The sequence below is a fragment of the Janthinobacterium sp. 64 genome, assembly GCF_002813325.1.
In the GTDB taxonomy this organism is placed as follows: Bacteria; Pseudomonadota; Gammaproteobacteria; order Burkholderiales; family Burkholderiaceae_D; genus Janthinobacterium.
Genome location: NZ_PHUG01000001.1, coordinates 1,066,753 through 1,090,492, shown reverse-complemented (window position 1 = coordinate 1,090,492; position 23,740 = coordinate 1,066,753). Strand labels below are relative to the sequence as shown.

At 63.5% G+C, this 23,740-nt stretch carries 27 protein-coding genes; 19 read left to right on the top strand and 8 right to left on the bottom strand.

Features of this window, described 5'->3' with window-relative positions; translation table 11 throughout:
* Positions 1–40: 40 nt before the first annotated feature.
* The 6 genes from CLU91_RS04845 (at position 41) to CLU91_RS04820 (ending at position 7,813) form a co-directional block, all read left to right on the top strand.
* Complete coding sequence (locus CLU91_RS04845; protein WP_232730629.1) at positions 41–1,384, top strand: MFS transporter; 1,344 nt, start codon at positions 41–43, stop codon at positions 1,382–1,384.
* Positions 1,385–1,400: 16 nt separating this feature from the next.
* The gene (locus CLU91_RS04840) at positions 1,401–3,134 is read left to right on the top strand and encodes an FAD-dependent oxidoreductase (RefSeq protein ID WP_100873234.1); all 1,734 of its coding nucleotides are present in this window, start codon (positions 1,401–1,403) and stop codon (positions 3,132–3,134) included.
* Positions 3,131–3,316: a DUF2783 domain-containing protein gene (locus CLU91_RS04835; protein WP_070310620.1), complete on the top strand. Its 186-nt coding sequence runs from the start codon at positions 3,131–3,133 to the stop codon at positions 3,314–3,316. The genes CLU91_RS04840 and CLU91_RS04835 overlap by 4 nt, the downstream gene beginning before the upstream one ends.
* The gene (gene hmgA / locus CLU91_RS04830; RefSeq protein WP_100873233.1) at positions 3,313–4,614 is read left to right on the top strand and encodes a homogentisate 1,2-dioxygenase; all 1,302 of its coding nucleotides are present in this window, start codon (positions 3,313–3,315) and stop codon (positions 4,612–4,614) included. The genes CLU91_RS04835 and hmgA overlap by 4 nt, the downstream gene beginning before the upstream one ends.
* Before the next feature lie 124 nt (positions 4,615–4,738).
* Positions 4,739–7,432: a polysaccharide deacetylase family protein gene (locus CLU91_RS04825; protein WP_100873232.1), complete on the top strand. Its 2,694-nt coding sequence runs from the start codon at positions 4,739–4,741 to the stop codon at positions 7,430–7,432.
* On the top strand, positions 7,433–7,813 hold the full coding sequence (locus CLU91_RS04820) for an immunity 22 family protein (RefSeq protein WP_100873231.1): 381 nt from the start codon (positions 7,433–7,435) through the stop codon (positions 7,811–7,813). It abuts the gene before it with no gap.
* On the opposite strand, the gene CLU91_RS04815 is transcribed toward CLU91_RS04820, so the two are convergent.
* The 3 genes from CLU91_RS04815 to CLU91_RS04805 form a co-directional block, all read right to left on the bottom strand.
* Entirely contained in the window at positions 7,792–9,012 is a 1,221-nt protein-coding gene (locus CLU91_RS04815) for a response regulator (protein WP_157814599.1), read from the bottom strand. The two genes, CLU91_RS04820 and CLU91_RS04815, sit on opposite strands and share 22 nt — an antisense overlap.
* A 243-nt stretch (positions 9,013–9,255) precedes the next feature.
* Positions 9,256–9,903: an NrsF family protein gene (locus tag CLU91_RS04810; RefSeq protein ID WP_100873229.1), complete on the bottom strand. Its 648-nt coding sequence runs from the start codon at positions 9,901–9,903 to the stop codon at positions 9,256–9,258.
* The gene (locus tag CLU91_RS04805) at positions 9,900–10,490 is read right to left on the bottom strand and encodes a sigma-70 family RNA polymerase sigma factor (protein ID WP_100873228.1); all 591 of its coding nucleotides are present in this window, start codon (positions 10,488–10,490) and stop codon (positions 9,900–9,902) included. The genes CLU91_RS04810 and CLU91_RS04805 overlap by 4 nt, the downstream gene beginning before the upstream one ends.
* Before the next feature lie 128 nt (positions 10,491–10,618).
* On the opposite strand from CLU91_RS04805, the gene CLU91_RS27770 reads away from it, so the two are divergent.
* The 4 genes from CLU91_RS27770 (at position 10,619) to CLU91_RS04790 (ending at position 12,541) form a co-directional block, all read left to right on the top strand.
* Positions 10,619–10,786 (top strand): hypothetical protein, encoded by a 168-nt coding sequence (locus CLU91_RS27770; protein WP_157814598.1) that lies wholly within the window; start codon positions 10,619–10,621, stop codon positions 10,784–10,786.
* Entirely contained in the window at positions 10,786–11,382 is a 597-nt protein-coding gene (locus tag CLU91_RS04800; protein WP_100873227.1) for a cytochrome b/b6 domain-containing protein, read from the top strand. Before CLU91_RS27770 ends, CLU91_RS04800 begins: the two co-directional genes overlap by 1 nt.
* Positions 11,383–11,386: 4 nt before the next feature.
* Positions 11,387–12,163 (top strand): molybdopterin-dependent oxidoreductase, encoded by a 777-nt coding sequence (locus tag CLU91_RS04795; protein ID WP_100873226.1) that lies wholly within the window; start codon positions 11,387–11,389, stop codon positions 12,161–12,163.
* An 81-nt stretch (positions 12,164–12,244) separates the two neighbouring features.
* Positions 12,245–12,541, top strand: a complete 297-nt coding sequence (locus CLU91_RS04790; protein WP_198521247.1) for a pentapeptide MXKDX repeat protein — start codon at positions 12,245–12,247, stop codon at positions 12,539–12,541.
* 36 nt (positions 12,542–12,577) lie between these two features.
* Here CLU91_RS04790 and CLU91_RS04785 read toward each other — a convergent pair whose 3' ends face one another.
* The gene (locus CLU91_RS04785) at positions 12,578–13,357 is read right to left on the bottom strand and encodes an EAL domain-containing protein (protein WP_100873225.1); all 780 of its coding nucleotides are present in this window, start codon (positions 13,355–13,357) and stop codon (positions 12,578–12,580) included.
* Between the two features lie 190 nt (positions 13,358–13,547).
* On the opposite strand from CLU91_RS04785, the gene CLU91_RS04780 reads away from it, so the two are divergent.
* The 4 genes from CLU91_RS04780 to CLU91_RS04770 are packed head-to-tail and all read left to right on the top strand — an operon-like array spanning position 13,548 to position 16,156.
* On the top strand, positions 13,548–14,768 hold the full coding sequence (locus CLU91_RS04780) for an MFS transporter (protein ID WP_100873224.1): 1,221 nt from the start codon (positions 13,548–13,550) through the stop codon (positions 14,766–14,768).
* Complete coding sequence (locus CLU91_RS27765) at positions 14,765–14,929, top strand: hypothetical protein (RefSeq protein WP_157814597.1); 165 nt, start codon at positions 14,765–14,767, stop codon at positions 14,927–14,929. Before CLU91_RS04780 ends, CLU91_RS27765 begins: the two co-directional genes overlap by 4 nt.
* Complete coding sequence (locus CLU91_RS04775) at positions 14,929–15,477, top strand: DUF6714 family protein (protein ID WP_100873223.1); 549 nt, start codon at positions 14,929–14,931, stop codon at positions 15,475–15,477. The genes CLU91_RS27765 and CLU91_RS04775 overlap by 1 nt, the downstream gene beginning before the upstream one ends.
* Before the next feature lie 37 nt (positions 15,478–15,514).
* Positions 15,515–16,156, top strand: a complete 642-nt coding sequence (locus tag CLU91_RS04770; protein WP_100876581.1) for a CatA-like O-acetyltransferase — start codon at positions 15,515–15,517, stop codon at positions 16,154–16,156.
* Here the strand turns inward: CLU91_RS04770 and CLU91_RS04765 are convergent.
* Positions 16,153–16,911 carry an AraC family transcriptional regulator gene (locus tag CLU91_RS04765; protein ID WP_100873222.1) on the bottom strand — a complete coding sequence of 253 codons (759 nt, stop codon included), beginning with the start codon at positions 16,909–16,911 and terminating at the stop codon, positions 16,153–16,155. The genes CLU91_RS04770 and CLU91_RS04765 overlap by 4 nt on opposite strands.
* Before the next feature lie 85 nt (positions 16,912–16,996).
* Between CLU91_RS04765 and CLU91_RS04760 the strand changes: the two genes are divergently transcribed.
* Positions 16,997–17,764: an alpha/beta fold hydrolase gene (locus CLU91_RS04760; RefSeq protein ID WP_100873221.1), complete on the top strand. Its 768-nt coding sequence runs from the start codon at positions 16,997–16,999 to the stop codon at positions 17,762–17,764.
* On the opposite strand, the gene CLU91_RS04755 is transcribed toward CLU91_RS04760, so the two are convergent.
* Both CLU91_RS04755 and CLU91_RS04750 read right to left on the bottom strand, forming a co-directional pair.
* Positions 17,765–18,406 carry a LysE family translocator gene (locus CLU91_RS04755; protein ID WP_100873220.1) on the bottom strand — a complete coding sequence of 214 codons (642 nt, stop codon included), beginning with the start codon at positions 18,404–18,406 and terminating at the stop codon, positions 17,765–17,767.
* 106 nt (positions 18,407–18,512) lie between these two features.
* A complete protein-coding gene (locus tag CLU91_RS04750) occupies positions 18,513–19,589 on the bottom strand; it encodes a YeiH family protein (protein WP_232730627.1) in 1,077 nt (358 codons plus the stop codon).
* A 107-nt stretch (positions 19,590–19,696) separates the two neighbouring features.
* On the opposite strand from CLU91_RS04750, the gene CLU91_RS04745 reads away from it, so the two are divergent.
* From CLU91_RS04745 to CLU91_RS04735, 3 genes are read left to right on the top strand one after another with little or no spacing between them, the layout of a single operon-like run.
* Positions 19,697–20,596 carry a LysR family transcriptional regulator gene (locus CLU91_RS04745; RefSeq protein WP_100873218.1) on the top strand — a complete coding sequence of 300 codons (900 nt, stop codon included), beginning with the start codon at positions 19,697–19,699 and terminating at the stop codon, positions 20,594–20,596.
* 32 nt (positions 20,597–20,628) lie between these two features.
* Positions 20,629–21,201: a helix-turn-helix domain-containing protein gene (locus tag CLU91_RS04740; RefSeq protein WP_100876580.1), complete on the top strand. Its 573-nt coding sequence runs from the start codon at positions 20,629–20,631 to the stop codon at positions 21,199–21,201.
* A 7-nt stretch (positions 21,202–21,208) separates the two neighbouring features.
* Entirely contained in the window at positions 21,209–21,733 is a 525-nt protein-coding gene (locus tag CLU91_RS04735) for a GNAT family N-acetyltransferase (RefSeq protein WP_100873217.1), read from the top strand.
* Positions 21,734–21,754: 21 nt separating this feature from the next.
* On the opposite strand, the gene CLU91_RS04730 is transcribed toward CLU91_RS04735, so the two are convergent.
* Positions 21,755–23,143, bottom strand: coding sequence for a methyl-accepting chemotaxis protein (locus CLU91_RS04730; protein ID WP_100873216.1), 1,389 nt, complete (start codon positions 23,141–23,143; stop codon positions 21,755–21,757).
* A 330-nt stretch (positions 23,144–23,473) separates the two neighbouring features.
* On the opposite strand from CLU91_RS04730, the gene CLU91_RS04725 reads away from it, so the two are divergent.
* Complete coding sequence (locus tag CLU91_RS04725) at positions 23,474–23,737, top strand: DUF378 domain-containing protein (protein ID WP_198521246.1); 264 nt, start codon at positions 23,474–23,476, stop codon at positions 23,735–23,737.
* Positions 23,738–23,740: the final 3 nt, after the last annotated feature.

The window sequence follows — 23,740 nt, the reverse complement described above, 5'->3', positions numbered from 1 at the left end:
AAAATCAACAAGGGGAGGGCGACACCTTATGGAGACTAGCATGACCATCGCCAAAGCGGCTACACAAGCCACTACTGCGCCCGTTCCCGACGCGGCCGCCTCCCAACTGGAACAGCAGGTGATGCGCAAGGTATCGCGCCATCTGCTGGGATTTCTGTTCCTGCTGTTCGTGTTTTCCTTCCTGGATCGCATCAACATCGGCTTCGCCGGCCTGACCATGATGCAGGACCTGGGCTTGAGTGGCACCCAGTTCGGTTTTGCCACCACCCTGTTTTACATCGCCTACATCGCCTGCAGCATCCCCAGCAACATCGTGCTGGCCCGCATCGGCGCGCGCAAATGGATCGGCAGCATGATGATCGCCTGGGGCCTGGCCTCGACGGCGACCCTGTTCGCCAGCGGCCCGGCCAGCCTGTATGCGCTGCGCTTCCTGGTCGGCGTGACGGAAGCGGGCTTCCTGCCCGGCATGCTGCTGTACCTGACGTACTGGTTTCCCAGCGCCTACCGCGCGCGGGCCAATGCCCTGTTCATGATCGCCATGCCCGTCACGGCCGCCATCGGTTCGGCCCTGTCGGGCCTGATCCTGGGCCTGGACGGCCACTGGGGTCTGAAGGGCTGGCAATGGCTGTTCTTGCTCGAAGGCATGCCATCCGTCCTGCTGGGCCTGGCCGTGTACGGCTACCTCGATGATGCGCCGGGCAAGGCGAACTGGCTGAGCAAGCTGGAACAGCAGGTGCTGGCGCGCATGCTGGCGGCCGAGCACAAGCCTGCGGCGCAGGCCCAGAAAACCTCGGTGCTGGCGGAAATGTGCTCGCCCACCGTGCTGAAATTCGGCGTCGCCTATTTTTGCCTGGTGAATACTTTGGCCATGGTGGCCGTGTGGACGCCGTTGATCGTGAAAAGTTTTAACAGCAACGCCAGCAACACGCAGATCGGCTTGCTGGCCGCCATCCCGCAAGTGTGCACCGTCATCGGCATGATTGCCTGGGGCCGCCGCTCGGACCGCCTGCAGGAACGCCGCTGGCACATCGTCTGGCCCATGCTGCTGTCGGCCTTTGGTTGGCTGTTGACCGCGTATTCCGGCAATCCTGTCGTGCAACTGCTGGGCGTGTGCATGGCCTCGACGGGCGCTTACACGGCCATGTCCGTCTTCTGGACCACGCCGGACCGTGCCCTGAGCCTCGGCGCGCGCGCCATCGGCATCGCCGTCATCAACGCCACGGGCAATATCGGCTCGGCCCTGAACCCCGTCGTCGTGGGCTGGCTGAAAGACATCACGCACAGCTTTGCCACGGGCTTGCTGTATGCCAGCGTGCTGCTGGTGGCGGGCGCGGCCATCGTGCTGACCTTGCCCATCGCCCGTGGCGGCAAAGAACAATCTTGATTGAATAGGATCCATCATGAGCGACATCTTCCACCCTTATCCCCATGTGCCGAAAGTCTATCCGCCCGGCAAACCGACCGGTGCCGCCACGCAGCACGTGCCGGTGCTGATCGTCGGCGGCGGCCCCGTGGGTCTGGCCACGGCCCTAGGCCTGGCGCGCCACGGCGTGCGCTCGGTGCTGATCGAAGCGGACGACGGCGTGTGCACGGGCAGCCGCGCCATCTGCATTTCGCGGCGCAGCCTGGAAATCATCGACCGCCTGGGGGCGCTTGACGGTTTTATCCGCAAGGGCTTGCCGTGGGCGGGCGGACGCAGCTTTTCCCGCAACGAGGAAGTGCTGCACTTCACGATGCCGCAAGACGCGAACCAGAAGCTGCCGCCCATGGTCAACCTGGCGCAATACCATATCGAACAATTCCTGCTCGATGCGGCCGAAAGCCAGCCGGAGCTGATCGATATCCGCTGGCAAACGCGGGTCACCGGCGTGGACCAGCGCGCCGATGGCGCTACTGTCACGGTCGCCACGCCCGACGAAACCTACCAGATTGACACGGACTGGCTGGTGGCGGCCGATGGCGGGCGCAGCGCAGTGCGCGAAGCGCTGGGCCTCAAACTGCAGGGCACCAGCTATGAAGGGCGCTATGTGATCGTCGACATCCATTTGAAAAGCGATCGCCCGACGGAGCGCCTTGCGTATTTCGACCCGCCGTCGAATCCCGGCTCGACCGTGCTGGTGCACAAGCAGCCGGACGATATCTGGCGCATCGACTACCAGTTGCGCGACGACGAGGATGCGCAGGCGGCCGTGTTGCTGGAAAACGTGGCGCCCAGAGTCGACAGCCTGCTGGCCATGATGGGAGAAACAGCGCCATGGCATCCCGTGTGGATCACCATTTATAAAGCCAACGCGCTGACCCTGGAAAAATACCGGCACGGCGCCGTGCTGTTCGCGGGCGATGCGGCTCATCTGGTGCCCATTTTCGGCGTGCGCGGGGCCAATTCCGGCATCGACGACGCGGACAACCTGGCCTGGAAGCTCGCCTACGTGGTCAAGGGCCAGGCGCCGCAGGCCTTGCTGGACAGCTATTCGGACGAGCGCGTGTACGCGGCCCATGAAAACCTGCGCCACGGCACGAAAAGCACGGAATTCATGGCGCCGCCCACGTTTGCCTTCGATCTGATGCGTACGGCCGTGCTGGGCCTGGCGGGCAAGCATGCGCACGTGCGCTCGCTGATCAACCCGCGCCAGACCAGCGCCATCGCGTATGCGCAGTCGCCGCTGAATGCGCCAGATGGCGCGATGTTTGCCGCCGGCCCCGCGCCGGGCACGGTCTTGCCCGAATGCCCGCTGGCGCTGCCGCACAAGGGCGGACAAAAAGCGGGGTATATTACCGATCTGGTGAACCGTACTGATGGCAATTTCACGGGGCTGTATTTCAGCGACGATGGCGCCGTCCCAGCTGACCTGCTGGCGCTGGGCGATACCTTGCCCTTGACGACCGTGGCGATCGCCCGCGGCGGGGCGCAAGGGGGCGCCTGGGATCACACGGCGCAGGTATTCTCGCTGTTTGACGCGCAGCCCGGCAGCTATTATCTGGTGCGCCCGGATGGGCACGTGCTGGGGCGCTGGCGGCAAGTGCGGGCGGGGCAGGTGATTGAAGCGCTGGCAAAAGCCGGGGTCAGACCCGGCGGGTCTGACCCCAGTACTTTGCGCAGCGGGTCATTAAAAATTATTAAGGAGACAACATGACCGACATCGAACTCGATAATCTTTACACCGAGCTGTGCCACACCATGGGCGGCCTGGGCGAGCAGCGTTCGCCCTTGTTCCTGGCCCGTTTCGCCTTGCTGGCCATGGGCGCCATCGGCCAGGCCGACGTGGTGCAGGGCTTGCTGCGCGACGCGGCCGACGGCCTGGCGGAGCCGGCATGATCGGCACCGGCTACCAAAGCGGCTTCGGCAACGAATTTGCCACGGAAGCCGTGCCCGGCGCCTTGCCGCAAGGGCAGAATTCGCCGCAGCAGGCGCCCCTGGGCCTGTATGCGGAACAATTGTCGGGCACGGCCTTCACGGCGCCGCGCGCGCAGAACCGGCGCTCGTGGCTGTACCGCATCCGCCCCGCCAGCCAGCATCCGCCATTCACGTTGCTTGCCAGTACCCGCATCGTCAGCGATTTCCACGCCATGCCTCCCACGCCGCCGAACCAGCTGCGCTGGGACCCGCTGCCGCTGCCCGACAGCACGCCGGTGGACTTCATCGACGGCTGGCAAACCATGGCAGGCAACGGCAGCGCCGAAGCCATGAGCGGCTGCGCCATCCACGTGTATGCGGCGAACCGCTCCATGCAGCGCTTCTTTTATTCGGCCGATGGCGAATTGCTGGTCGTGCCGCAACAGGGCAGGCTGGCGATTGCCACGGAACTGGGCTTGATCGAGCTGGAACCGCAGGAAATCGCCGTGATCCCCCGCGGCGTGCGCTTCCGCGTGACCCTGCCCGATGGCGCGGCGCGCGGCTATGTGTGCGAAAATTTCGGCACGGCTTTCCGTTTGCCCGACATGGGACCCATCGGCTCGAACGGCCTGGCGAATAGCCGCGATTTCCTCACGCCGCACGCGGCCTACGAAGACATCGATGGCGAGTGCGAACTCGTGGCCAAGTTCGGCGGCCATCTGTGGCGCACGACCTTGGACCATTCACCGCTGGACGTGGTGGCCTGGCATGGCAATTACGCGCCGTATAAATACGATTTGCGCCGCTTCAACACCATCGGCTCGATCAGCTACGACCATCCGGACCCGTCGATCTTCCTCGTGCTGCAGGCACCGAGCGAGAACCCGCTATTTGGCGCCATCGACTTTGCCATCTTCCCGCCGCGCTGGCTGGCCGCCGAGCATACTTTCCGCCCACCCTGGTTCCACCGCAACGTGGCCAGCGAATTCATGGGACTGATCCACGGCGTGTACGACGCCAAGGCGGCCGGTTTCGTGCCGGGCGGCGCCAGCCTGCACAACTGCATGTCCGGCCACGGCCCCGATGCGCAAACGTTCGAACGCGCCTCGCACAGCGACACGTCGGCGCCGGCGAAGGTGGCCGATACCATGGCCTTCATGTTCGAGACGCGCACCATCCTCAAGCCCACGCCGTTCGCCTTGAACGGCGGACTGTTGCAAAACGATTATTTCGAGTGCTGGCAAGGCTTGCGCAAGCATTTTGATCCGGACCCGCTGTAAGCGCTTGGCTGCCTGGCAATAAACGTACGGGCCAAGTTGCCAGGCGTGCTCTACAATTACGGAATATGACACTGTCGGCGCACGTGCGCCGTCTTACTCCGTAGTTGAAGGGAAAAATAAGCCTGTGACTTCCAAGCCGATCAAGATCGCCGCCACCGTCGTCGTGGCTCTCGCCGCTGGGGCCGGCATTTATACCTATACCCGTCCTGCCGCCACCGCCACGCCGGGCGCTCCCGCCTCGGGCAGTCCGGCCGCCGCGCCGCAGTCCGCCGTCGATACGGCCGCCGTGGCCGCCCAGTTCCGCGATTTGCTGGGCAATTTCCGCAAGATCATCGTGTTGCTGGCCGATGAGCAAAGCTTGCCGGAAGGCGCGCGCGACGAAGCCCGCAAGGTGGGTCAGGCGCTGTTCCATGAAAACCAGGAACGCATCGCCAGGCTCGATCTTGCACTGGATCAATTGACGGCGCCCACGAATCCGGGCCGCTTCGAAGCGCTCGACAGTCTGTTGACGTATATCGAATCGGATCCCGGTCTGTATGACGCGGACCGCCTGGCCTTCCGCGAGCTGCTGCAAAGCATGCTGGCCGACGTGGCCAAGGACTCCTCCTTGCCGGCGATCAAGCTGCACAAGCGTATTTCCGAAGACCTCGATGCGCTGGGCGAGATCGAGCGCAATTACGAGAAGGAAATCCGGCAAATCTTCGGCAACCTGGGCCAGCGCGCCATCGAACTCAAACGCGAGCGCTGGGACGATTACGTGGCGCAGCTGAAAAAGCTCTACAGCCGCGAACAGATTCTGAAGGAAAACGGCATCGTCGTGCCGTATGCCGTGCCCCCTGCCGGTTCTGTACCCGAAGTCAAGCCGGCGCCAAAGAAGGATGAGGCGGAAATCTTTGGCCTGGGCTTGCCGAAGAAAACCATCGTGCTGACCTTCGACGACGGCCCGCACCGCCGCTACACGGAAGAAATCAGCGCCATTTTGAAACAGTATGGCGTGCCGGCCGTGTTCTTCAACGTGGGGCGCAACCTCGGTTCGCTCGACGCGGAAGGCCACGCCAAGCTGGGTGCGGGCGCGGAAGTGAGCCGCAAGCTGATGAAAGAAGGCTATGCCGTGGGCAACCACAGTTTCAGCCATGCACAGTTGTCGAAACAGACGGGCGACAAGCTGAAAGGCGAAATCCTCGGCACCGATACCTTATTAAAAGCCATCAGCCCCGAGCGGGCCGCGCTGTTCCGCTTTCCGTATGGCGCGCGCAACAGCGAAGGCATGGCCGCGCTGGCCGATGCGCATTTGAAATCCGTGATGTGGAATATCGATTCGCTGGACTGGGCCGATCCCGTGCCCAGCTCGATCACGAACCGGGTGCTGGCCTCCGTCGACAAGGCGGGGCGCGGCATCGTCCTGTTCCACGACATCCATGAACGCACGGTGAAAGCCTTGCCGGCCGTGCTAGACAAGCTGATCGCCGAAGGCTATCAATTCGCGGGCTGGGATGGCACGAGCTTCCAGGTGGCAAAAAGCACGGCGCCCGCGCCCGAGAAAGTGCCCGTGACGACCGGTTACGCCAATTCCTGGGCCGTGGTGATCGGCATCGACGATTACGCGAAATGGCCGAAACTGCAATATGCGGTGCGCGATGCGCAAGGCATCCGCGAAACGCTGATTGAAAAGTTTGCGTTTGCGCCCGAGCGCGTCGTGACCCTGAAAAATGGCGAAGCGACCCGCAACAACATCCTGGCCGCCTTCCACGATAAGCTGGCCCACGGTGGCGTGCAAAAGAATGACCGTATCTTCGTGTTTTTCGCCGGCCACGGCGCCACGCGCAAGCTCAGCTCGGGGCGCGACCTGGGCTATATCGTGCCCGTTGACTCCGACCCGGCGCAATTCGCCACGGATGCGATTCCGATGACGGAAATCCAGAATATCGCGGAGTCCTTGACGGCCAAGCACGCGTTCTTCGTCATGGATGCCTGCTACAGCGGCCTGGGCCTGACCCGTGGCGCCGGTTCCAGCTCTTTCCTGCGCGACAACGCCAAGCGCATCGGCCGGCAAATGCTGACGGCCGGCGGCGGCGACCAGCTCGTCGCCGATGGCGGGCCGAACGGCCACTCCGTATTTACATGGACCTTGCTGCAGGGCCTGGCGGGCAAGGGCGACCTCAACGGCGACGGCTTGATCACGGCCACGGAACTGGCCGCCTACGTGGCGCCGGCCGTGTCCAGCGTGTCGAACCAGACGCCCGCGTTCGGCAGCTTGCCTGGCTCGGAAGGGGGCGACTTCGTCTTCGAATTGCCGGGCGAAACGGAATTCCTCAGCCCGAACACGACGCAGCTGTCGACGGAAGCCATTGCCCTGAACAGCAAGCTCGACGCCAAACCGGCGGCGGCCAGCGTGACGGTGAAGGATTTGCAGGGCGGCGAACAGAAGATCGTCACGCCGGGCGCCGTGCCGACCTCCACGCGCCAGCTGGCGCAGCGGGCCAACGACCGTGGCTTGCAGTTGTACAAGGAGAAACAGTATGCGGCGGCGGAAGCGCAATTTACGGAAGCGCTGAAACTGCGTCCCGACTTCGCGCTGGCGGCGAATAACCTGGGCTTTGTCTTCTACAAGCAGGAAAAATACCGCGAAGCGGCCCGCTGGTTTGAAAACACGGTCAGGATGGACCCGTCGCGCGCCATCGCCTATCTGAACCTGGGCGACGCGTATGCGAAGGCTGGCGATGCGGCCAAGGCCAAGGCGGCCTATAAAACCTATCTGGAACTGGCGCCAACGGCGGCGACGGCCCCGGCCGTGCGGCAAAAGATGGAGAAGCTGTAGTTGGCCAATACCTTGCCCGTCGTCCACGTGTTTGCCTGCAGCGGCCGCTTCCCCAGCTGGGAAGCGCTGCAAGCCTATCTGGCGCCCACGTACACGGACGATGGCGATGCCGTGCCATCGCCATTCTTCCTGGAAACGGGTCTTACGCACTACGAGCCGGCCTGTTTTGAAAGCGCCATGCTGGCGTCGCCCGCGCCGCTGGCGCAGTTGCTCGATGGCGTGTCGTATGCGGACAGCTGGCTGGCGCAGGCCTGCGCCGACGCGGATGGGAAGACAGTGCTGGCCGACACGGCCGTCTGCGTGTTTGCGCCGAATCAGCTGGCGCACCCGCAGCGCAGTTCGCTGCATTACGTGGGCAGCTACGCCTGTGCCGGTGGCTGAGCGTCGTCCTCGCGTTGCTCATGCAATAGCTTGTTGATTGCCGCCAGCAAGCTGGTGCCCGAGGTGGTGATGAAACGGGCGCCAGCCGCCTGCGCTTCCGTGCCGTAGCTGGCGACCGTATCCTTGCTGCAATACACGACGATGGGTAGTTCCGGCAAGGTCTGGCGCACTTCGCGCACCGTGCGCACGCCCGCATCCTTGATCCGGCGGCGGTTTTCCACCCTGGCCATGTCCGTGATGAACAGCGCGTAGTGTTTTTGCTGCAGCATGGCCAGCGCCTGCCGCGTCGACACGGCCTGCTCGACCTTGATGTTTTCCCGTTCCAGCTGCTCCACCAGCAAGGTATTGTTGCGCGGATGGTCATCCAGCCACAGCACCAGGCTGGACGGCTTTTGCGCCGTCGGCACGCCGGCCAGGGCCGTGACGGCGGCGCCGCCATCGGGCGGATGGGCCAGCAGCAGCTGCGTGACGGCTTCCTGCATGTCGTCGAGCGACTTTTGCTGCAAACGGCTCAGCTCCGTCACTTCGATTTCCTTGCCGCTTTCCAGGCGCACGGATTCATTTTTGACGAGGCTGTCGGCGCGCTTGATCATGATGGACAGGTAAATGCGCGTGAGCAGGTAGCCGATCAGGAAACCATGCACGGAAAAGAACAGCATGATGCCGCCCACCACTGCCATGGCCGTGGGCGTGTCCGTGGCCAGGCTGGGTGCGATGAAGGCGGCCATGCTGCGCGCGCTGCCGGGCAGGCTTTTGAGCTCGATCAAACCCACACCGACGATGATTTTCGTCAGCCAGTCCGACACTTCCACCAGGTTGGAATTGATTTCCATGGGCGTGGGCGTGCCCAAAAACAGGGTATTGCTGGCCACCGCATCGGCCCCCGCGGCCGGCAGCTCGTCCGTTGGGCGGCCCTTGCCATTGGCCCGCTCGTCGGGCGGCGCGGCGTTGACGGTGCCCGATGGCAGGCTGCGCGGGATGCCGAACAGAAATCCCAGCAGCATGCCGCTGACGCAAAAGCCCAGGCTCCACAGCAATGCCGGCACCGCGTGGTAGTACGGCGGCAGCAGGGCGCCCGCCAGCACGGCCAGCAAGCCCGCCAGCAAGATGAACAGCAGGATATACGGCAGCACGTCGCGCTTGCGCACGGCCGCCGTGGCGGTTTTGCTCGCCTTGCCGCTGCTGTCGCCCAGGTCCACGCTCGCTCCTTGAAAATTGCTCAATCCAGGCAGCCAGCTTGCCTGTATGTATCCCGCAAGAGCCTGTACTGACATCATAAAAAGGGCAGACGCGATGCCATTGAGAAAACGCAAACAGCAGGCAGCTTGTGCGCTGGCGCTGCTAAGAGCAGCGCAGCGTGCACGTGACGCGCCACTACCACGACGCTGTCGGCACCTCGAAGGCGGCCAGCCAGAGCCGCCTTCGATCAGGAGGCCATGGGCTTACCAGGCCAGCACTTTGGGACCAAGGGCCGCGCCGATGGCGGTCGGCACCAGCATGCCCAGCACGTACCAGAAGCCGACGAAGCTGGCCGCCAGCTCGGGGCAATGCAGGCAATACACGAGCGCCGCCAGGGCGCCGGCGGCAAACCCGGCGGCCGCGCCGGCCAGACGCAGGCGCGTGGGCGCCAGCTGGCGCATCAGGCGCAGCACGGCGGCCAGGATGGGCAAGGAGAGGGTGGCGATCAGCAAGGGGCAGCTGCGCCAGGTGGCGCCCCAGAACAGTTCGGCCCGCTGTTCGGGCGGCGCTTCCTGCAGAATGATGGCACCCAGCGCCCACATCAGCAGCAGGGGCATGGCGATCAGCAGGGGCAGGGCGCGTGTGCTGGCGCCTGGCATGCACAGGCGGCGGCTGACCTGCCAGGCTGCCAGGCAGAGGCAGGCGACAAAGCCCACCTTGATCCAGAAGTCGGGCAGCAGGGCCAGCTGATCCAGGTTGGGGCGCACGCCCAGCAGCATGGCCATCAGGGCCACGCTGGCCAGCAGGCCGGCGCCCACGGTGCCTGCGGCGCGCCAGTGCGTGCCGGGCGGCGGCGCGGCGGCCACGTCGGGGCCGCTGGCCAGCATGGTGATCAAGTCATCGGTTTTCATGGTGCGCTTCCTTCACTCCTTAAATTGACCGCCAGCGCCTTCAAGCCGCGATGCACTGCCACCTTGACGCTGGCTTCCGAAATGCCCATGGAGGCCGCCGTGTCGCGCACGGACCAGCCGTCGAGCTTGGTATGCACGATGGCGTCGCGCTGCTGCGCCGGCAAGGTGGCCAGCAGCTTGCCCAGGTCGCGGCTGGCTTCGGCCGCCTCGGCATCGGCGCTGGAAAACAGTTCCTGCGCGCTATCTTCTTCGTCATACGGCTGGTGCTGCGCCTCGCGCCGCCCATGCCGGCGCAGCCAGTCGATCAATTTGTAGCGCGCGATCGCATGGATCCACGACGTCAGCGGCACGCCCGTGTCATACGTCAGGCGCTGGTTGTGGATGGCCAGCAGGCATTCCTGCACCAGATCTTCCACCTCGTCCGGCCAGCGCTGCAGGCGGCGCCGGAAAAACGCGCGCAAATGGCTGCTGCTTGCCTGCAAGAAACTGCGATACGCCGCCGCATCGCCGTCGAGCCCGCGCAGCATCAAGCCGTGCAGCCGCAATTCCGTGCCATGCAGGTGTTCGCTTACCGGTATTCGTTGCATGCAGGCCTTTGGTGACAGGCGTTGAAAAAAATAAATATCGAATTATTTGCCGGCGGCTGTAACCAATCCACAGGGTGCGGCGAATTGACAGGCAAGCACGCTTCTTTTCAATATACCGGGTAAAGACCATGGACATCAAGCACCGCCTTGCAACACTGCTTTTACCCGTCCTGAGCGTGGCGATGGTAGCCCCGGCCATGGCGCAGATGGCGGCCAGCCTGATCGTGCAGCGGGCCGACAGCAGCACCATCCTGCAAGCCGTCAGCACGGCATCGTGCGCGAAGGGAGTACTGTGATGAACGGACCAGCAAGCGTGATCCATCCCGCCTGGCTGCGCCTCACGCACTGGCTCAATGCCGTGGCCGTGGTCGTGCTGGCCACCAGCGGCTGGCGCATCTACAACGCGGCGCCATTCTTCCCCTTTGAATTGCCGCGCGCGCTGACCCTGGGCGGCTGGCTCGGCGGCGCCCTGCAATGGCATTTCGCCGCCATGTGGTTGCTCATGGCGAATGGCTTGCTGTATCTGCTGATTAACATCGTATCGGGACGGCTGCGGCGCCAGTTCTTTCCCCTGTCGCCGCGCCTGCTGCTGGCCGATTTCGCCGCCGCGCTGAAGGGCAGGCTGGCCCATGCGGACCCGCGCCGCTACAACATGGTGCAGCGCGCCGCCTATCTGTTCGTCATGCTCGACTGCATCGGGCTGGTGCTGTCCGGCCTGGTACTGTGGAAATCCGTGCAATTCCCTCTGCTGCGCGAGTTGCTGGGCGGCTACGAGAGCGCGCGCAGGGTCCACTTCATCGCCATGGCGCTGCTGACGGGCTTTGTCGGCGTGCACCTGCTGATGGTGGCGCTGGTGCCGCGCACCCTGGTCGCCATGCTGCGCGGCCGCTAAGGAGATGATCATGATAAAAGCCATCCTCGGGCAAGAAGAGGGCCAAGCCATGCTGGCCGACGCCTTGCGCCAGATTAAACAACCGTCGCGACGCCTGTTCCTGCAGCGCAGCCTGACCTTGGGCGGCCTGTCGTTGCTGACGGGATGCAATGTCAACGACGCCTCCAGCATCGACGCGGCACTGACGGCGGTGTCGCGCTTCAACGACAAGGTGCAGGGCTGGCTGTTCGACCCGAATAAGCTGGCGCCCACCTATCCCGACTCGATGATCACGCGGCCGTTTCCGTTCAATGCCTATTACGGCGAGGATGAAGTGGAAGAGGTCGATGGCGACGCCTGGCGCCTGGACTTGAGCGGCTTGATCGCCGACAAAAAGTCGTGGACCTTGCCGCAGCTGCGCGCCCTGCCGCAGGAAACGCAGGTCACGCGCCATATCTGCGTGGAAGGCTGGAGCGCCATCGGCAAGTGGGGCGGCGTGCCGTTTTCCCATTTCCTCAAGCGGGTGGGCGCCGACACGACGGCGAAATACGTCGGCTTCCAGTGCGCCGACGATTATTTTACGAGCATCGACATGGCCACCGCCCTGCATCCGCAAACCATCATGGCCTTGACGTATGACGGCCAGGAATTGCCGCCGAAATACGGCTACCCGATGAAACTGCGCATGCCGACCAAGCTGGGCTACAAGAATCCCAAGCACATCCAGGCCATTTTCGTCACGAATGCGTATCCGGGAGGGTATTGGGAGAATCAGGGCTACAACTGGTTCGGCGGATCTTGATCACTTTTGGCAACACCTGTAGCACCGCAGTCGCTTTCACACCGGGCACTTGCCCATTTAACCCAGAGACAAGGACTTATCATGAAAACCACGATCACCACCTTCACCGCCGTCCTCGCTTCCGCCATCCTCATGTCGGGCGCAGCCTTCGCCCAGGATGCCATGCAGAAAGACGCGATGGCCAAGCCTGCCACGGCCGACGCCATGCACAAGGATGCGATGGACAAGGACGGCATGCACAAGCCGATGGCCAAGAAACACATGAAAAAGGATCACATGGCCAAGGATGGCATGGCAAAAGATGCCATGGCGAAAGACGGCATGAAGAAGGATGAAATGAAAAAGGACGAGATGAAGAAGGATGCGATGGGCAAGTAAGGCTGGAACAGCTCGGGGCGTGGTGACTGCCGCCTGTCACCACGCTGCCGGGTCGATCACGCCGATAGCCATCAATGCCGGCTTGCAAAATAGATAGCCTTGCATCAAGTCGATGCCCATCGTCCTCAGGCAATCGCGTTCGGCGGCCGTTTCGATGCCCTCGGCCAGGACTTGAATGTTGAGTTCCTTGCAAATGGCGACGATGCCCCTGACGATCGCCTGCCTGGGCGCGCTGGCCTCAATGCCGCGCACCAGTTCCATGTCGATCTTGATGATGTGCGGCTGATATTCCGCCAGCAGGGTCAGTCCCGCGTAGCCGGCGCCGAAGTCGTCGATGGCCGTCTGGAAGCCGAAGCGGCGATACTCATGAAAAATGTTGACGAGGTGAGGCCGGTCGCGCACTTCTTCGCCCTCGGTTACCTCGAAGATGATGCGGCGGATGGGGAAGTTGTGCTCGCGCGCCGCCGCCAAGGTGGCCTGAATGCACGCTTCGGGACGGTACACGGCATTTGGCAAGAAATTAATGGACAGATATTCCTGGATGCCCAGCCGGGCCGCGCCTTCGATGGCGCGCACGCGGCAAGCCTGGTCGAACACATAACGGTTTTCGTCATTGACCTGGGACAAGACCGAGTAAGCCGACTCGCCGTTGGGGCCGCGCACCAGCGCTTCGTGGCCAAAGATCGAGCGCGTGGACAGTTCGACGATCGGTTGATAGGCAAAGGTGAAATCGAAGCCGAGCGGCCCGGCGTCCCGGCACTGGCTGCAGCCTGCCTTTTTCCCGGTCTGGCCCGATGTATCGCTGGAGGACGTCATGGTTGCACCGCTTCTGATGAAAATTCAGCGTAGTTATACCACGCGATGGCGTCGGCGCGGCGTAATTTGTGACGCAAGCCCACAGTGGGAGGACCAGGTCAGGACTGGCAAGTAGCTGGCGAGACGGCAAAGATGCCAATTTGCAATTTGTAGTAAGCTGATCGCCTCCTGATGCCCCGCATGTACAGTCATGACCGAACCATCCATTGCCGCCTTGTCTGCCGAAGCCCATCCTTCCGACAAATCGCGCCGCCGCCGTTCGCTGTTCGCCGCCTGCAGCGCGCATGCCGTGCATGACGGTTTGACGGACGTAATCTATGTGCTGCTGCCCATCTGGCAGGCGCAGTTTGCCATCAGTTACGCCATGGTGGGCCTGCTGCGGGGATCGTACTCGGGCATGATGGCCGGTTTCCAGCTGCTGGCCAGCCGCATGGCCAGGCGCTGGGGACGCGAACGCATGCTGGTGGGCGGCACGGCGCTGGCCGGCGTGGCCTACCTGGTCGCGGGGCAGGCGGGCGGTCTGGCCATGCTGCTGCTCGCCTTGCTGCTGGGCGGCCTGGGTGCCAGCACGCAGCATCCGCTGGCCTCGTCCATCGTCACCGATACGCACGAGGCGGGCGGCGGCGTGAAGGAAGCGCTGTCGCACTACAACTTTGCCGGCGACATCGGCAAGACCCTGATCCCCGCGCTGGTGGGCTTGCTGCTGCTGGTGTGCAGCTGGCAAGCCAGCGTCTCGCTGCTGGGCTTGCTGGGGCTGGCGGCGGCCGGCTTGCTGTGGTGGCTGCTGCCGAAACCGGAAGACATCCAGGCCAGCCAGAAGACAGCGGTCAAACCCGTCACTGGCAGAGGCTCCAAAGCAAGCTTCCGAGCGCTGCTGGCGACGGGCGCCCTGGACAGCGCCGTGCGCATGGGTTTTCTCACCTTTTTGCCATTCCTGCTGAAAAGCAAGGGCGCGGGCACGGCCGGCATCGGCGTGGCGCTCTCTCTGCTGTTCGTCGGCGGCGCCTTCGGCAAGCTGCTGTGCGGCTACCTGGGGGCGCGCATCGGCATGATGAAGACCGTGTGGCTGACAGAATCGATGACCTCGCTGCTGATCGTTGCGGCCCTGTGGCTGCCGCTGGCCGGCGTCATGGCCATGTTGCCCCTGCTGGGGCTGGCGCTGAACGGCACTTCGTCCGTGCTGTACGGCGCCGTGCCGGAACTGGCCGAGGCCGGCAAGCGCGAGCACGCGTTTGCCCTGTTTTACACGGGCACCATCGGCGGCGGGGCGCTGTCGCCCGTGCTGTTCGGCGCATTGGGCGACCATACCAGCGTGCCCACGGCCTTGCTGGCGCTGGCGGCCGTATTGCTGCTGACCTTGCCGCTGGCGTGGAAGGTGCAGCGGGGACTGGCACAAGGCGCCGCCATATGACACCACGCATGACTCTGCCATTGCCGCGCGATAAACACGATACGCAGCATGCCTTGAACGGGGAATTGACCCGCTTCGCCCTGATGCCGACGCCTGGTGAGGTGGAAGAGGGCGTGGCCGAGGTGGCCCGGGCGCTTCTGGGGATATCCAAGGATTTTTAATGAGTTGTTCAGATAAAGTATCGACGGCCGCGGCGGACGCGGCCAGCCTGATTGCCTGCATTGAACGCGCGTTCGCTGGTACGCAGCGCCCGGAAACATCTTTGCGTCAATTTCTCTTGACGGATAAATACGGTATGTCGGAGGACATCAGCGAGAGGGAATGGGCTGCAAGCGGCAGGGATCGAGTCGATTCGATCTGGCAAGAGATTCCCGATGCTGAAATCGAGGAGGGCGAAGGTTTGCTCGCGCATATGGAGGCTGAGGAATTTCTGTATTATTTGCCGGCATACATGCGCTACGCTGTGGCATATCAGCATCGGGCAAGCTGGGAAACAGATGTGCTCGGAATGACAGTACATGCGCTTTCACCGTCTGAACGGAACCAGGATTCGCGCGCGTATGCGATCGCGAAGTACGCCGGCTTCAATGCGGCGCAAAGACAGGCCGTCGTGCAATTCCTGACGTTTGTCGTACAGGTGGATGAGAGCCTGCCTGGACAGGATGCCCTGGCCGCCCTGGCAGGTTACTGGCAAGCCGATACGGCGTGACTTGCCCGCCAGCACCACCATCGTCTACACTCGTCGCATGAAAAATTTTGAAAAGCGGCGCGACCGCTATGATCTGTTCCGCGCGTTCGACAATCCCCTCGTCAACATCAACTTCCAGCTCGACGTGCCGGACTTCCGGCCGTACTGCAAGGCGCGGAACATCCCCGTGTTTCATTTTTTCCTGTTTTGCCTGCTCAATACGGTCAGGGAAATCGACAATTTCATGTACCGCATCTACCAGGGCGAAGTGATACGCATCGACGATTTCCCTGCCTCGTACACCGTCATCAATGGCGACGAGAACCTCAACTACACGCGTTTCACCATGACGGACCAGCTTGATGTATTCATCGTGCGCAGCCTGGAAGCGAAGCGCCTCGCCGAAGCGAGTTGCGCGCTGATCAACACGGGCGAGGGAGAGAGCGAGCGCGAGCAGCGCAACAATATTTTCATCACCTGCCTGCCCTGGCTGGAACTGGCGGCCATCGAGCACCCGATCTGCCGCCACCGCGATGCCGACATCCCGACCTTTACCTGGGGCAAGTTCGGCCCCGCGCAGAAAGACGGACGCATGCGCGTGCCGTTTTCCGCGCAGGCGCACCACGGCTTTGTCGATGGCTACCATGTGCAGAAACTGGCGCAGGCGCTGGGCCAGCGCATCGCCGCCATGATTTCCTAGGCTAGATACTCGCTGGGCGCCTGGCCCAGCACGCGGCGGAAGGCGGCCGTGAAGGCGCTGGGGCTGGCATAGCCGAGGTCGAGCGCGACCCGGGTGACGGCGTGCCCCTCGGCCAGCCGCGTGATGGCGGCCAGCAAACATGCTTGCTGGCGCCATTGGGCAAAGGCCAGGCCCGTCTGGGCGCGAAACTGGCGCGTAAAGGTGCGCCGGCTCATGCCTGCTTGCGCCGCCATCGCATCGAGCTTGCTGTCCAGGCTCGGTTGCTGCAGCATGTCCATGCACAGCCGTGCCAGCCGCGGTTCCTGCGGCAGGGGCGCACTCAGGGGCAGGGGCGCCATGGCGGCGATTTCATCGAGCAGCAAGGCCATCAATCGTCCGGCGCGCGACGCTTCCGCATACAGGGCGTCGACCATTACTGCCTCGGCCAGCAACTGGCGCAGCAGGGGCGAGGCATCGATCACCTGGCATTCGGATGGCAAGTCCATCCTGGCGATCGTTGCCTCGTCAATGAAGACATTGTGCATGCTCACGCCACCATGCATGTGCATGCCGTGGACGAGTCCTGCCGGTACCCAGCAAGCCCGTTGCGGCGGCACCAGCCAGTTGCCTTGCGGCGTGTGCACGCTGATGACGCCGCGCGCCGCATAGGCGAATTGCCCGCGCGCATGGCTGTGGCTGGGAAAGACGGCATCAGCCGCATAGTCGCGCGCCGTGGCGATCAAGGGGCGCGGCACTTCCGTATAAAAATCATCCATGGCCCACACTCTACAGTATTTGACCTGCTATCGAAGGCAGGCCGTTTAAAGACCGCTTACCATGCACTCTTTTTCGGGAGTGAACATGCACAATAGCTATCATCGCATAGGCCATGGGCCCCACGCCGTCATCGTCCTGCACGGCTGGTTTGGCGACGCGCACGCGTTTGCGCCGATGGAAGCGGCCCTCGACGGCGACGCTTTCAGCTATGTCTTCATGGACAATCGCGGCTATGGCGGCATGCGCGGCGCGGCGGGACAGTATTCGATGGAAGAGGTCGCCCGCGACGCGCTGGCGCTGGCAGATGCGCTGGGCTTGGCCACCTTCAGCGTGGTGGGCCACTCGATGGGTGGCATGGCGCTGGAACGGCTGGCCTTGCTGGCGCCCTTGCGCCTGCGCAAACTGGTGGCCGTGGCGCCCGTGCCCAGTTGCGGCGTGGACTTTGACGCGGCGGCGCGGCAACTGTTTCTCGATGCCAGCGGCAATAAGCAAGCGCGGCGCGCCATCATCAACCGCAGCACGGGAGGGCGCTTGCCTGCCACCTGGCTGGACTGGAAGGCGCAGTACTCGTGGGAAAGTGCGGATACGGCCGCGTTTGCCGCTTATTTCCTCGCCTGGAGCGGGACGGATTTTAGTGAGGAAATCAAGGCCGCGCGCGTGGCACTACCGTTGCTGGCGCTGGTGGGCGAACACGATCCCCGTTTCGATGCGGACTTGATGCGCCGCACCTATCTGGCGAGGTACCCGCAAGCCCGGCTGGAAGTACTGGGCAATGCGGGACACTATCCGATGAATGAAACGCCGCTGGCCCTGGCGGCCAGCATCGAGGCGTTTTTGACGGAAAAGGACTAGTTACGCCGCCTTGGCGCGCAAGCGCAGCAGGCTCAGGCCCAGCAGCACGAAGGCGCCGCCCGTGATGCGGTTGAACAGCTTGGCGCGGCCCGGCGTGGCCAGCTGGGTTTTCAGCAGGCGCGCCAGGTTGGCGTAGAACAAGTGGGCCAGCATGGCGCAGGCCACAAACGAGGTCGTCAGCACGGTGAACTGGATGGCCACCGGTTCGCCCGGCGTGATGAATTGCGGGAACAGTGCCGAGAAGAACAAAATAGCTTTCGGATTGGTCAGCGCCACCGTCAAGCCCTGGCGGAACAGTTTCCAGAACGAATTGGGATTCGCCGCGCCGGCCACCACGGGGGCATCGGCCACGACGCTGGTCTTGCTGCGCCATTGCTTGATGCCCAGATACACGAGGTACAGAGCGCCAGCCAGCTTCAGCAGCATGAAGGCCGTGGCCGAGGTGGCCAGCACGACGCCCATGCCGGCCATGGCCACGCCGGAAATGATGAACAAGCCAAAACCATTGCCCATGCTGCTGATCATCGCGCGGCGCGGGCCGACGGCGATAGCATTCGAGATGGCCAGCAAGACGGCCGGGCCGGGAGAAAACGTGACGAGCAGGGCGACGCTGCAGAAAAGCAGCCAGTTCGAGAGATGCATGGATGTTCCTGGGTGGGGCCGAAGCCGGATTGAGAGTCAAAACACATCTATTGTACGAAGTTTTCGGCTCCTGCGTCAGCGGCCCCGGCCTGAACCAGGCTCAGCTTCAGGCAAACAGGCTGGCGACCACGTGGTTGATGGCGGCGCCACCGGCGATCAGCCAGCAGAACAGCAAGCCGGCCAGCAGCAGGGGCTTGATGCCGGCGCGGCGGATGGCCGACATATGCGTCGTCAAGCCCAGGGCCGCCATGGCCATGGCCAGCAGGACCGTATCGAGTTCGGTAATGGTGGCGACGGTGCCCGCTGGCAGCAAGCCCAGCGAATTGAAGGCGACCACGCCGATAAAAATGAAGGCGAACCAGGGAATGGCCAGCTTGGCGGCCTTGTCGTGGCTGCCAGCTTTGGCCTTGCCGCGTGCCAGCACCGCCGACAGGATGACGAGAAACGGCGCCAGCATCATCACGCGCACCATCTTGGCGATCACGGCCGCATTCGCCGCTTCCTGCCCGATGGACTTGCCGGCTGCCACCACTTGCGCCACTTCATGCACGGTCGAGCCGATGTACACGCCGAACGCCGTGGGCGTGGCGCCCAGCACCTGCCAGCCTTGATTCAGCTGGTACAGCACGGGATACAAAAAGATGGCGATGGTGCCGAACACAACAACGGTGGAGACGGCCACGGTGACGTCTTCGCTGCGCCCCTTGACGACGGGTTCCGTCGCCATCACGGCCGCCGCGCCGCAGATCGAGCTGCCCGCGCCGATCAGGATGGCGCAGTTGCGTTCCAGCTTGAACACTGTGGTGCCGAGGAACATGGCCAGGCCAAACGTGGACGCCAGCACCAGCGCGTCGATGGCGATGCCGGCCAGGCCCACTTGCCCGATATCCTGGAAGGTCAAACGGAAGCCGTACAGGATGATGCCGAGTCGTAATAAAGTCTGCTTGGAAAAGGCCACGCCCGCGCCGCAGGCGGGCGCCAGGCGGCCATACACGCTGTTGCCCAGCACAATGCCCAGCATGATGGCCAGGGTCAGGGCGCTCATGCCGTGGCTTTGCATCCATTCCAGCTTGCCCAGCGCGATGGCGCCCCAGGCGATGGCGCCGCTCAGCAGCAGGCCCGGCAGAAGGCGGCCATAGCGGTCGCTGACACTTGTTGTAGTTGTTGTGGATAAGGAAGACATGCCGTACTCCATGGTTCTTGGTTCGTATGGCATGACTGTACAGTTCGCCGATTAAATGGTAAAACGGATTGTTTTTGTATCTTTAACCTATTAAGTGAGTATGCGAGATGGCGTTGACCTTGCGGCAGTTGCAGATTTTCCTCGCCGTGGCGGACACGGGCAGCACCAGCGCGGCTGGCGAGTTGATTGCGTTGTCGCAATCGGCCACGAGCGCGGCCCTGAACGAGCTGGAAACCTTGCTGGGCGCACAACTTTTCGACAGGGTGGGCAAGCGATTGCTGCTCAACGACAATGGCCGCCTGCTGCTGCCGCAGGCGCGGCAGATGCGCGACGGGGCCGCCAGCATCGAACGCCAGTTCGCGGGCGCCGACCCGTCCGTGCCCGTCAGCCTGCAGATCGGCGCCAGCACGACGATAGGCATTTATCTGCTGCCGCAGATCCTGGCCCAGGCGGCGCAGCAGTACGGGCGCAGCATCCCGCAAGTGACGATTGCCAACACGGCCGACATCGCCGCCGCCGTGGCGGAGTTCCGTGTCGATATCGGCCTGATCGAAGGGCCGTGCCATGAAGCGGGCTTGCTCGTGGAGCCGTGGCTGACGGACCAGATGCTGATCGTGGCCGCGCCCACGCATCCGCTGGCGCAGCTGCATCATCTGCTCAGCTTTGCGGAGCTGAACCAGGCGGGCTGGCTGCTGCGCGAAGCGGGCTCGGGCACGCGCGAAGCCGTGGAGCAGGCGCTGGTGCCGTATCTGCACTATCTGCGCGCCGCAGGCGAATTCAGTAACTCGGAAGCCATCAAATATGGCGCGGCGGCCGGTCTCGGCATCGCCTGCCTGTCGCGCGTGGTGGTGGCCGATCTGCTGGCCAGCGGACAACTGGTGGAACTGGACACCATGCTGCCGCCCTTGGAGCGCAACTTTTATCTGATTCGCCAGTCCAGGAAGATCCTCTCGCCCCGTTTGACGGGATTCTTGGAGCTGTGCCGCCACGCCTCGCGCCTGGCTTGATGTTTTTCCATATATGGGATAAATTCTCTTATATGGAAAATGCTGCACTCATAGAGAACGATACGGAACAGCGCCTGGCGGCGCGCCTGAAACAGTTGCGCGTGGAGCGGGGCTGGTCGCTGGACCAGCTGGCCACTTTCAGCCAGGTCAGCCGCGCCACCCTGTCGCGCCTGGAAAATGGCGAAGTCAGCCCGACGACAAACGTGCTGGGCAAGCTGTGCGCCGCGTATGGCCTGGCCATGTCGCGCCTGCTGCGCATGGTGGAAGACGATTTTCCACCGCTGCTGCGGCGGGCTGAGCAAACCGTGTGGACGGACCCGGACAGCGGTTTTATCCGCCGCTGCGTCTCGCCCCCGTCGCGCGCCCTGGCCGGCGAAGCGCTCGAATGCGAGCTGGGCGCGGGCGTGACGATCACCTACGCGGCGACGCCCCGGCCCGGTATGGAACACCACCTGTTGCTGCAGGAAGGCAAGCTGAACGTGACCGTCGACGGCCGCTCGCACGATTTAATGCCTGGCGATTGCCTGCGCTACCAGTTGCAGGGCGTCAGCGCATTTGCGACGCCGCCAGACAGCGGCGCCCGCTACTTTCTCTTTCTTGTCTGAGGCCACCATGCCCGCATCGCTACGCCATTTTTCGCCCACCGATATTCTCGCCAGCTTGCCGGAACTGGGCGCGCTGCTGCACGCCTGCGTGCACGACGGTGCCAGCATCGGTTTTATTCTTCCCTTCGACGTGGCGGCCAGCCAGGCGTTCTGGACGGATAACGTGTTGCCGGCCGTCACGCGCGGCGTGCGCCTGCTGCTGGTGGCCGAAGTCGATGGTCGGGTGGCTGGCGCCGTGCAGCTGGACTGGGATACCAATCCCAACCAGGCGCACCGGGCCGAAGTGCGCAAGCTGCTGGTCGCGCCCGCTTACCGCCGCCTCGGCCTCGCCCGCCAGTTGATGCAGGCGCTGGAAGAACCGGCGCGCCGCTTGCCGCGCAGTCTGCTGACCCTGGACACGCGCAGCGGCGACCATGCGCAAGCGCTGTATTTGTCGCTCGGCTACGTGGTGGCGGGCAGCATCCCCGCCTATGCGCTGGCGCCTGCCAGCGACCGGCTGGACGCCACCACCATCATGTACAAGCAACTATAGTGGGGAACGCAGGCGGGGAACTCAGGCTTTCAGCCGCGCTCTAACGCTTGCGGCAGGCCGGTTTGCAGACGCGGTAACCGCTTGGGTAGCCTGAACGGCCACCAGGCTGATGCCGTGCGCCGCCTGGGTGGGAAGCTGGTCACGGCTCAGCTTGAAGATGCCCACCGTGCCCGATAGTTGCTGGGCGCGCTGCTGCATGCTGGCCGCCGCCGTTGACGCCTGTTCCACCAGCGCGGCGTTCTGTTGCGTCACATGCTCCATCTGCACGATGGCGGCATTGACTTGCTCGATGCCGGACAATTGTTCGCCGCTGGCCATGCTGATTTCGCCCATGATGTCCGTCACGCGATGCACGCTGGCCACGATGTCGCGCATGGTGGCGCCCGCCGTATCGACCAGGCGCGCGCCCGCGTCGACCCGCTCGACGGAGTCGCCGATCAGCTGCTTGATTTCCCGCGCCGCGCCGGCCGAACGCTGGGCCAGGGTGCGCACTTCGGCGGCCACGACGGCAAAGCCGCGTCCCTGTTCGCCTGCGCGTGCCGCTTCCACGGCCGCATTCAGGGCCAGGATATTCGTCTGGAAGGCGATCGCGTCGATGACGCCGATGATATCGACGATCTTTTTCGATGAAGCATTGATCGAACTCATGGTGTCGACTACTTCAGCCACCACCTTGCCCCCTTTGCCGGCCACGTCGGCGGCTGACTGGGCCAGCTGGTTGGCTTGCCGCGCATTGTCCGCATTTTGCTTGACGGTGCCAGTCAGCTCTACCATCGAGGCGGCCGTCTGCTCCAGCGAACTGGCTTGCGCCTGCGTGCGCTGCGACAGGTCCAGGTTGCCGGCGGCAATTTCGCCCGAGGCGCCCGCGATGTCCTGCGTGCCGCCGCGCACGTCGCCCACGATAGTGATCAAGCTGGCATTCATGTCTTTCAGCGCTTGCAGCAACTGGCCCACCTCATCGCCGGATTCGACGCGGATATTGCCGCTCAGGTCGCCGCCGGCCACCTTGCGCGCCACCTTGACGGCGTGCCGCAGGGGCCGCACGATGCCGCTGCTGATGAACCAGGCCGTAACCAGGCTCAGCAAGCCGCCGATCAGGCCCAGCACGATGATCAGCACGCTGGTATCGTGCGCGCGGGCCATGGCGGCCTCGGCTGCCGTGCGCATCTGCGCCGATTGCGTGGCGATCTGCTGGTCGATGTCGCGCAGGGCGGGTTGTTCCTGCGTGCGCTTGCGCGTGGCCTGCAATTGCTCGATGCGCGCATAGCGCTGGTTCACGCTGCCGTCGATTTCCCCGCTCACCGTGGCCAGCTGCCACGTGCTGATGCCGACGACCACGGCCAGCAATAGCGATGCCAGCAAAAAACCCGTTGTCAGGCGTACACCGATGCGTATGTTTGAAATATTCATGTCCCCTCAGCTGTTGTCCCATGGTGACCGCAGCCCATGCGAGCGGGTCGGTGCGGCGCTGTTGCCCCTGACGTTGCCGGGGGTGAAATGAGTGTAGCAGTGCAATACTAAGTAATCTATAAATATTTCCATATTGGAATTTGTCACTGCTTGTTTAGCAACAGTGGGCAACGATTGTCGAAATGATTGCCAGATAAAATCACCCTCCTCATTCCAGACTCGTCCTACCTCGAACCCCGGTATCGTCCGACTGGCGCATGGCGGTGCCGCGCCTACACTGATTTCTGCACAGACCCGGCGGCGGGTCGTATCTTCTTACAGGAGGCTGAGATGGCGAATATTCAGGCAGGATCGGACGGTGCGGCAAACGAGGAAATGACGGCAAAGCGTCTGAACGTGGTCGACTGGATCTCCATGATCCTGCTGATCGTGGGCGGCTTGAACTGGGCGCTGGTGGGCTTGTTCGACATCGACATCGTGGCCCGCATCCTCGGCGCCATGACGACGGCTTCGCGCGGCGTATATGTGCTGGTGGGGCTGGCGGCGGTGTATTCCATTTACCTGTGCGTGCGCAAGCTGCCAGCCAAGCCCTAGGGG

Coding starts and splice junctions, on each gene's coding strand:
- CLU91_RS04845 (WP_232730629.1), top strand. CDS start 41: ATGACCATCGCCAAAGCGGCTACACAAGCCACTACTGCGCCCGTTCCC.
- CLU91_RS04840 (WP_100873234.1), top strand. CDS start 1,401: ATGAGCGACATCTTCCACCCTTATCCCCATGTGCCGAAAGTCTATCCG.
- CLU91_RS04835 (WP_070310620.1), top strand. CDS start 3,131: ATGACCGACATCGAACTCGATAATCTTTACACCGAGCTGTGCCACACC.
- hmgA (WP_100873233.1), top strand. CDS start 3,313: ATGATCGGCACCGGCTACCAAAGCGGCTTCGGCAACGAATTTGCCACG.
- CLU91_RS04810 (WP_100873229.1), bottom strand. CDS start 9,903: ATGAAAACCGATGACTTGATCACCATGCTGGCCAGCGGCCCCGACGTG.
- CLU91_RS04805 (WP_100873228.1), bottom strand. CDS start 10,490: ATGCAACGAATACCGGTAAGCGAACACCTGCATGGCACGGAATTGCGG.
- CLU91_RS27770 (WP_157814598.1), top strand. CDS start 10,619: ATGGACATCAAGCACCGCCTTGCAACACTGCTTTTACCCGTCCTGAGC.
- CLU91_RS04800 (WP_100873227.1), top strand. CDS start 10,786: ATGAACGGACCAGCAAGCGTGATCCATCCCGCCTGGCTGCGCCTCACG.
- CLU91_RS04795 (WP_100873226.1), top strand. CDS start 11,387: ATGATCATGATAAAAGCCATCCTCGGGCAAGAAGAGGGCCAAGCCATG.
- CLU91_RS04790 (WP_198521247.1), top strand. CDS start 12,245: ATGAAAACCACGATCACCACCTTCACCGCCGTCCTCGCTTCCGCCATC.
- CLU91_RS04785 (WP_100873225.1), bottom strand. CDS start 13,357: ATGACGTCCTCCAGCGATACATCGGGCCAGACCGGGAAAAAGGCAGGC.
- CLU91_RS04780 (WP_100873224.1), top strand. CDS start 13,548: ATGACCGAACCATCCATTGCCGCCTTGTCTGCCGAAGCCCATCCTTCC.
- CLU91_RS27765 (WP_157814597.1), top strand. CDS start 14,765: ATGACACCACGCATGACTCTGCCATTGCCGCGCGATAAACACGATACG.
- CLU91_RS04775 (WP_100873223.1), top strand. CDS start 14,929: ATGAGTTGTTCAGATAAAGTATCGACGGCCGCGGCGGACGCGGCCAGC.
- CLU91_RS04770 (WP_100876581.1), top strand. CDS start 15,515: ATGAAAAATTTTGAAAAGCGGCGCGACCGCTATGATCTGTTCCGCGCG.
- CLU91_RS04765 (WP_100873222.1), bottom strand. CDS start 16,911: ATGGATGATTTTTATACGGAAGTGCCGCGCCCCTTGATCGCCACGGCG.
- CLU91_RS04760 (WP_100873221.1), top strand. CDS start 16,997: ATGCACAATAGCTATCATCGCATAGGCCATGGGCCCCACGCCGTCATC.
- CLU91_RS04755 (WP_100873220.1), bottom strand. CDS start 18,406: ATGCATCTCTCGAACTGGCTGCTTTTCTGCAGCGTCGCCCTGCTCGTC.
- CLU91_RS04750 (WP_232730627.1), bottom strand. CDS start 19,589: ATGTCTTCCTTATCCACAACAACTACAACAAGTGTCAGCGACCGCTAT.
- CLU91_RS04745 (WP_100873218.1), top strand. CDS start 19,697: ATGGCGTTGACCTTGCGGCAGTTGCAGATTTTCCTCGCCGTGGCGGAC.
- CLU91_RS04740 (WP_100876580.1), top strand. CDS start 20,629: ATGGAAAATGCTGCACTCATAGAGAACGATACGGAACAGCGCCTGGCG.
- CLU91_RS04735 (WP_100873217.1), top strand. CDS start 21,209: ATGCCCGCATCGCTACGCCATTTTTCGCCCACCGATATTCTCGCCAGC.
- CLU91_RS04730 (WP_100873216.1), bottom strand. CDS start 23,143: ATGAATATTTCAAACATACGCATCGGTGTACGCCTGACAACGGGTTTT.
- CLU91_RS04725 (WP_198521246.1), top strand. CDS start 23,474: ATGGCGAATATTCAGGCAGGATCGGACGGTGCGGCAAACGAGGAAATG.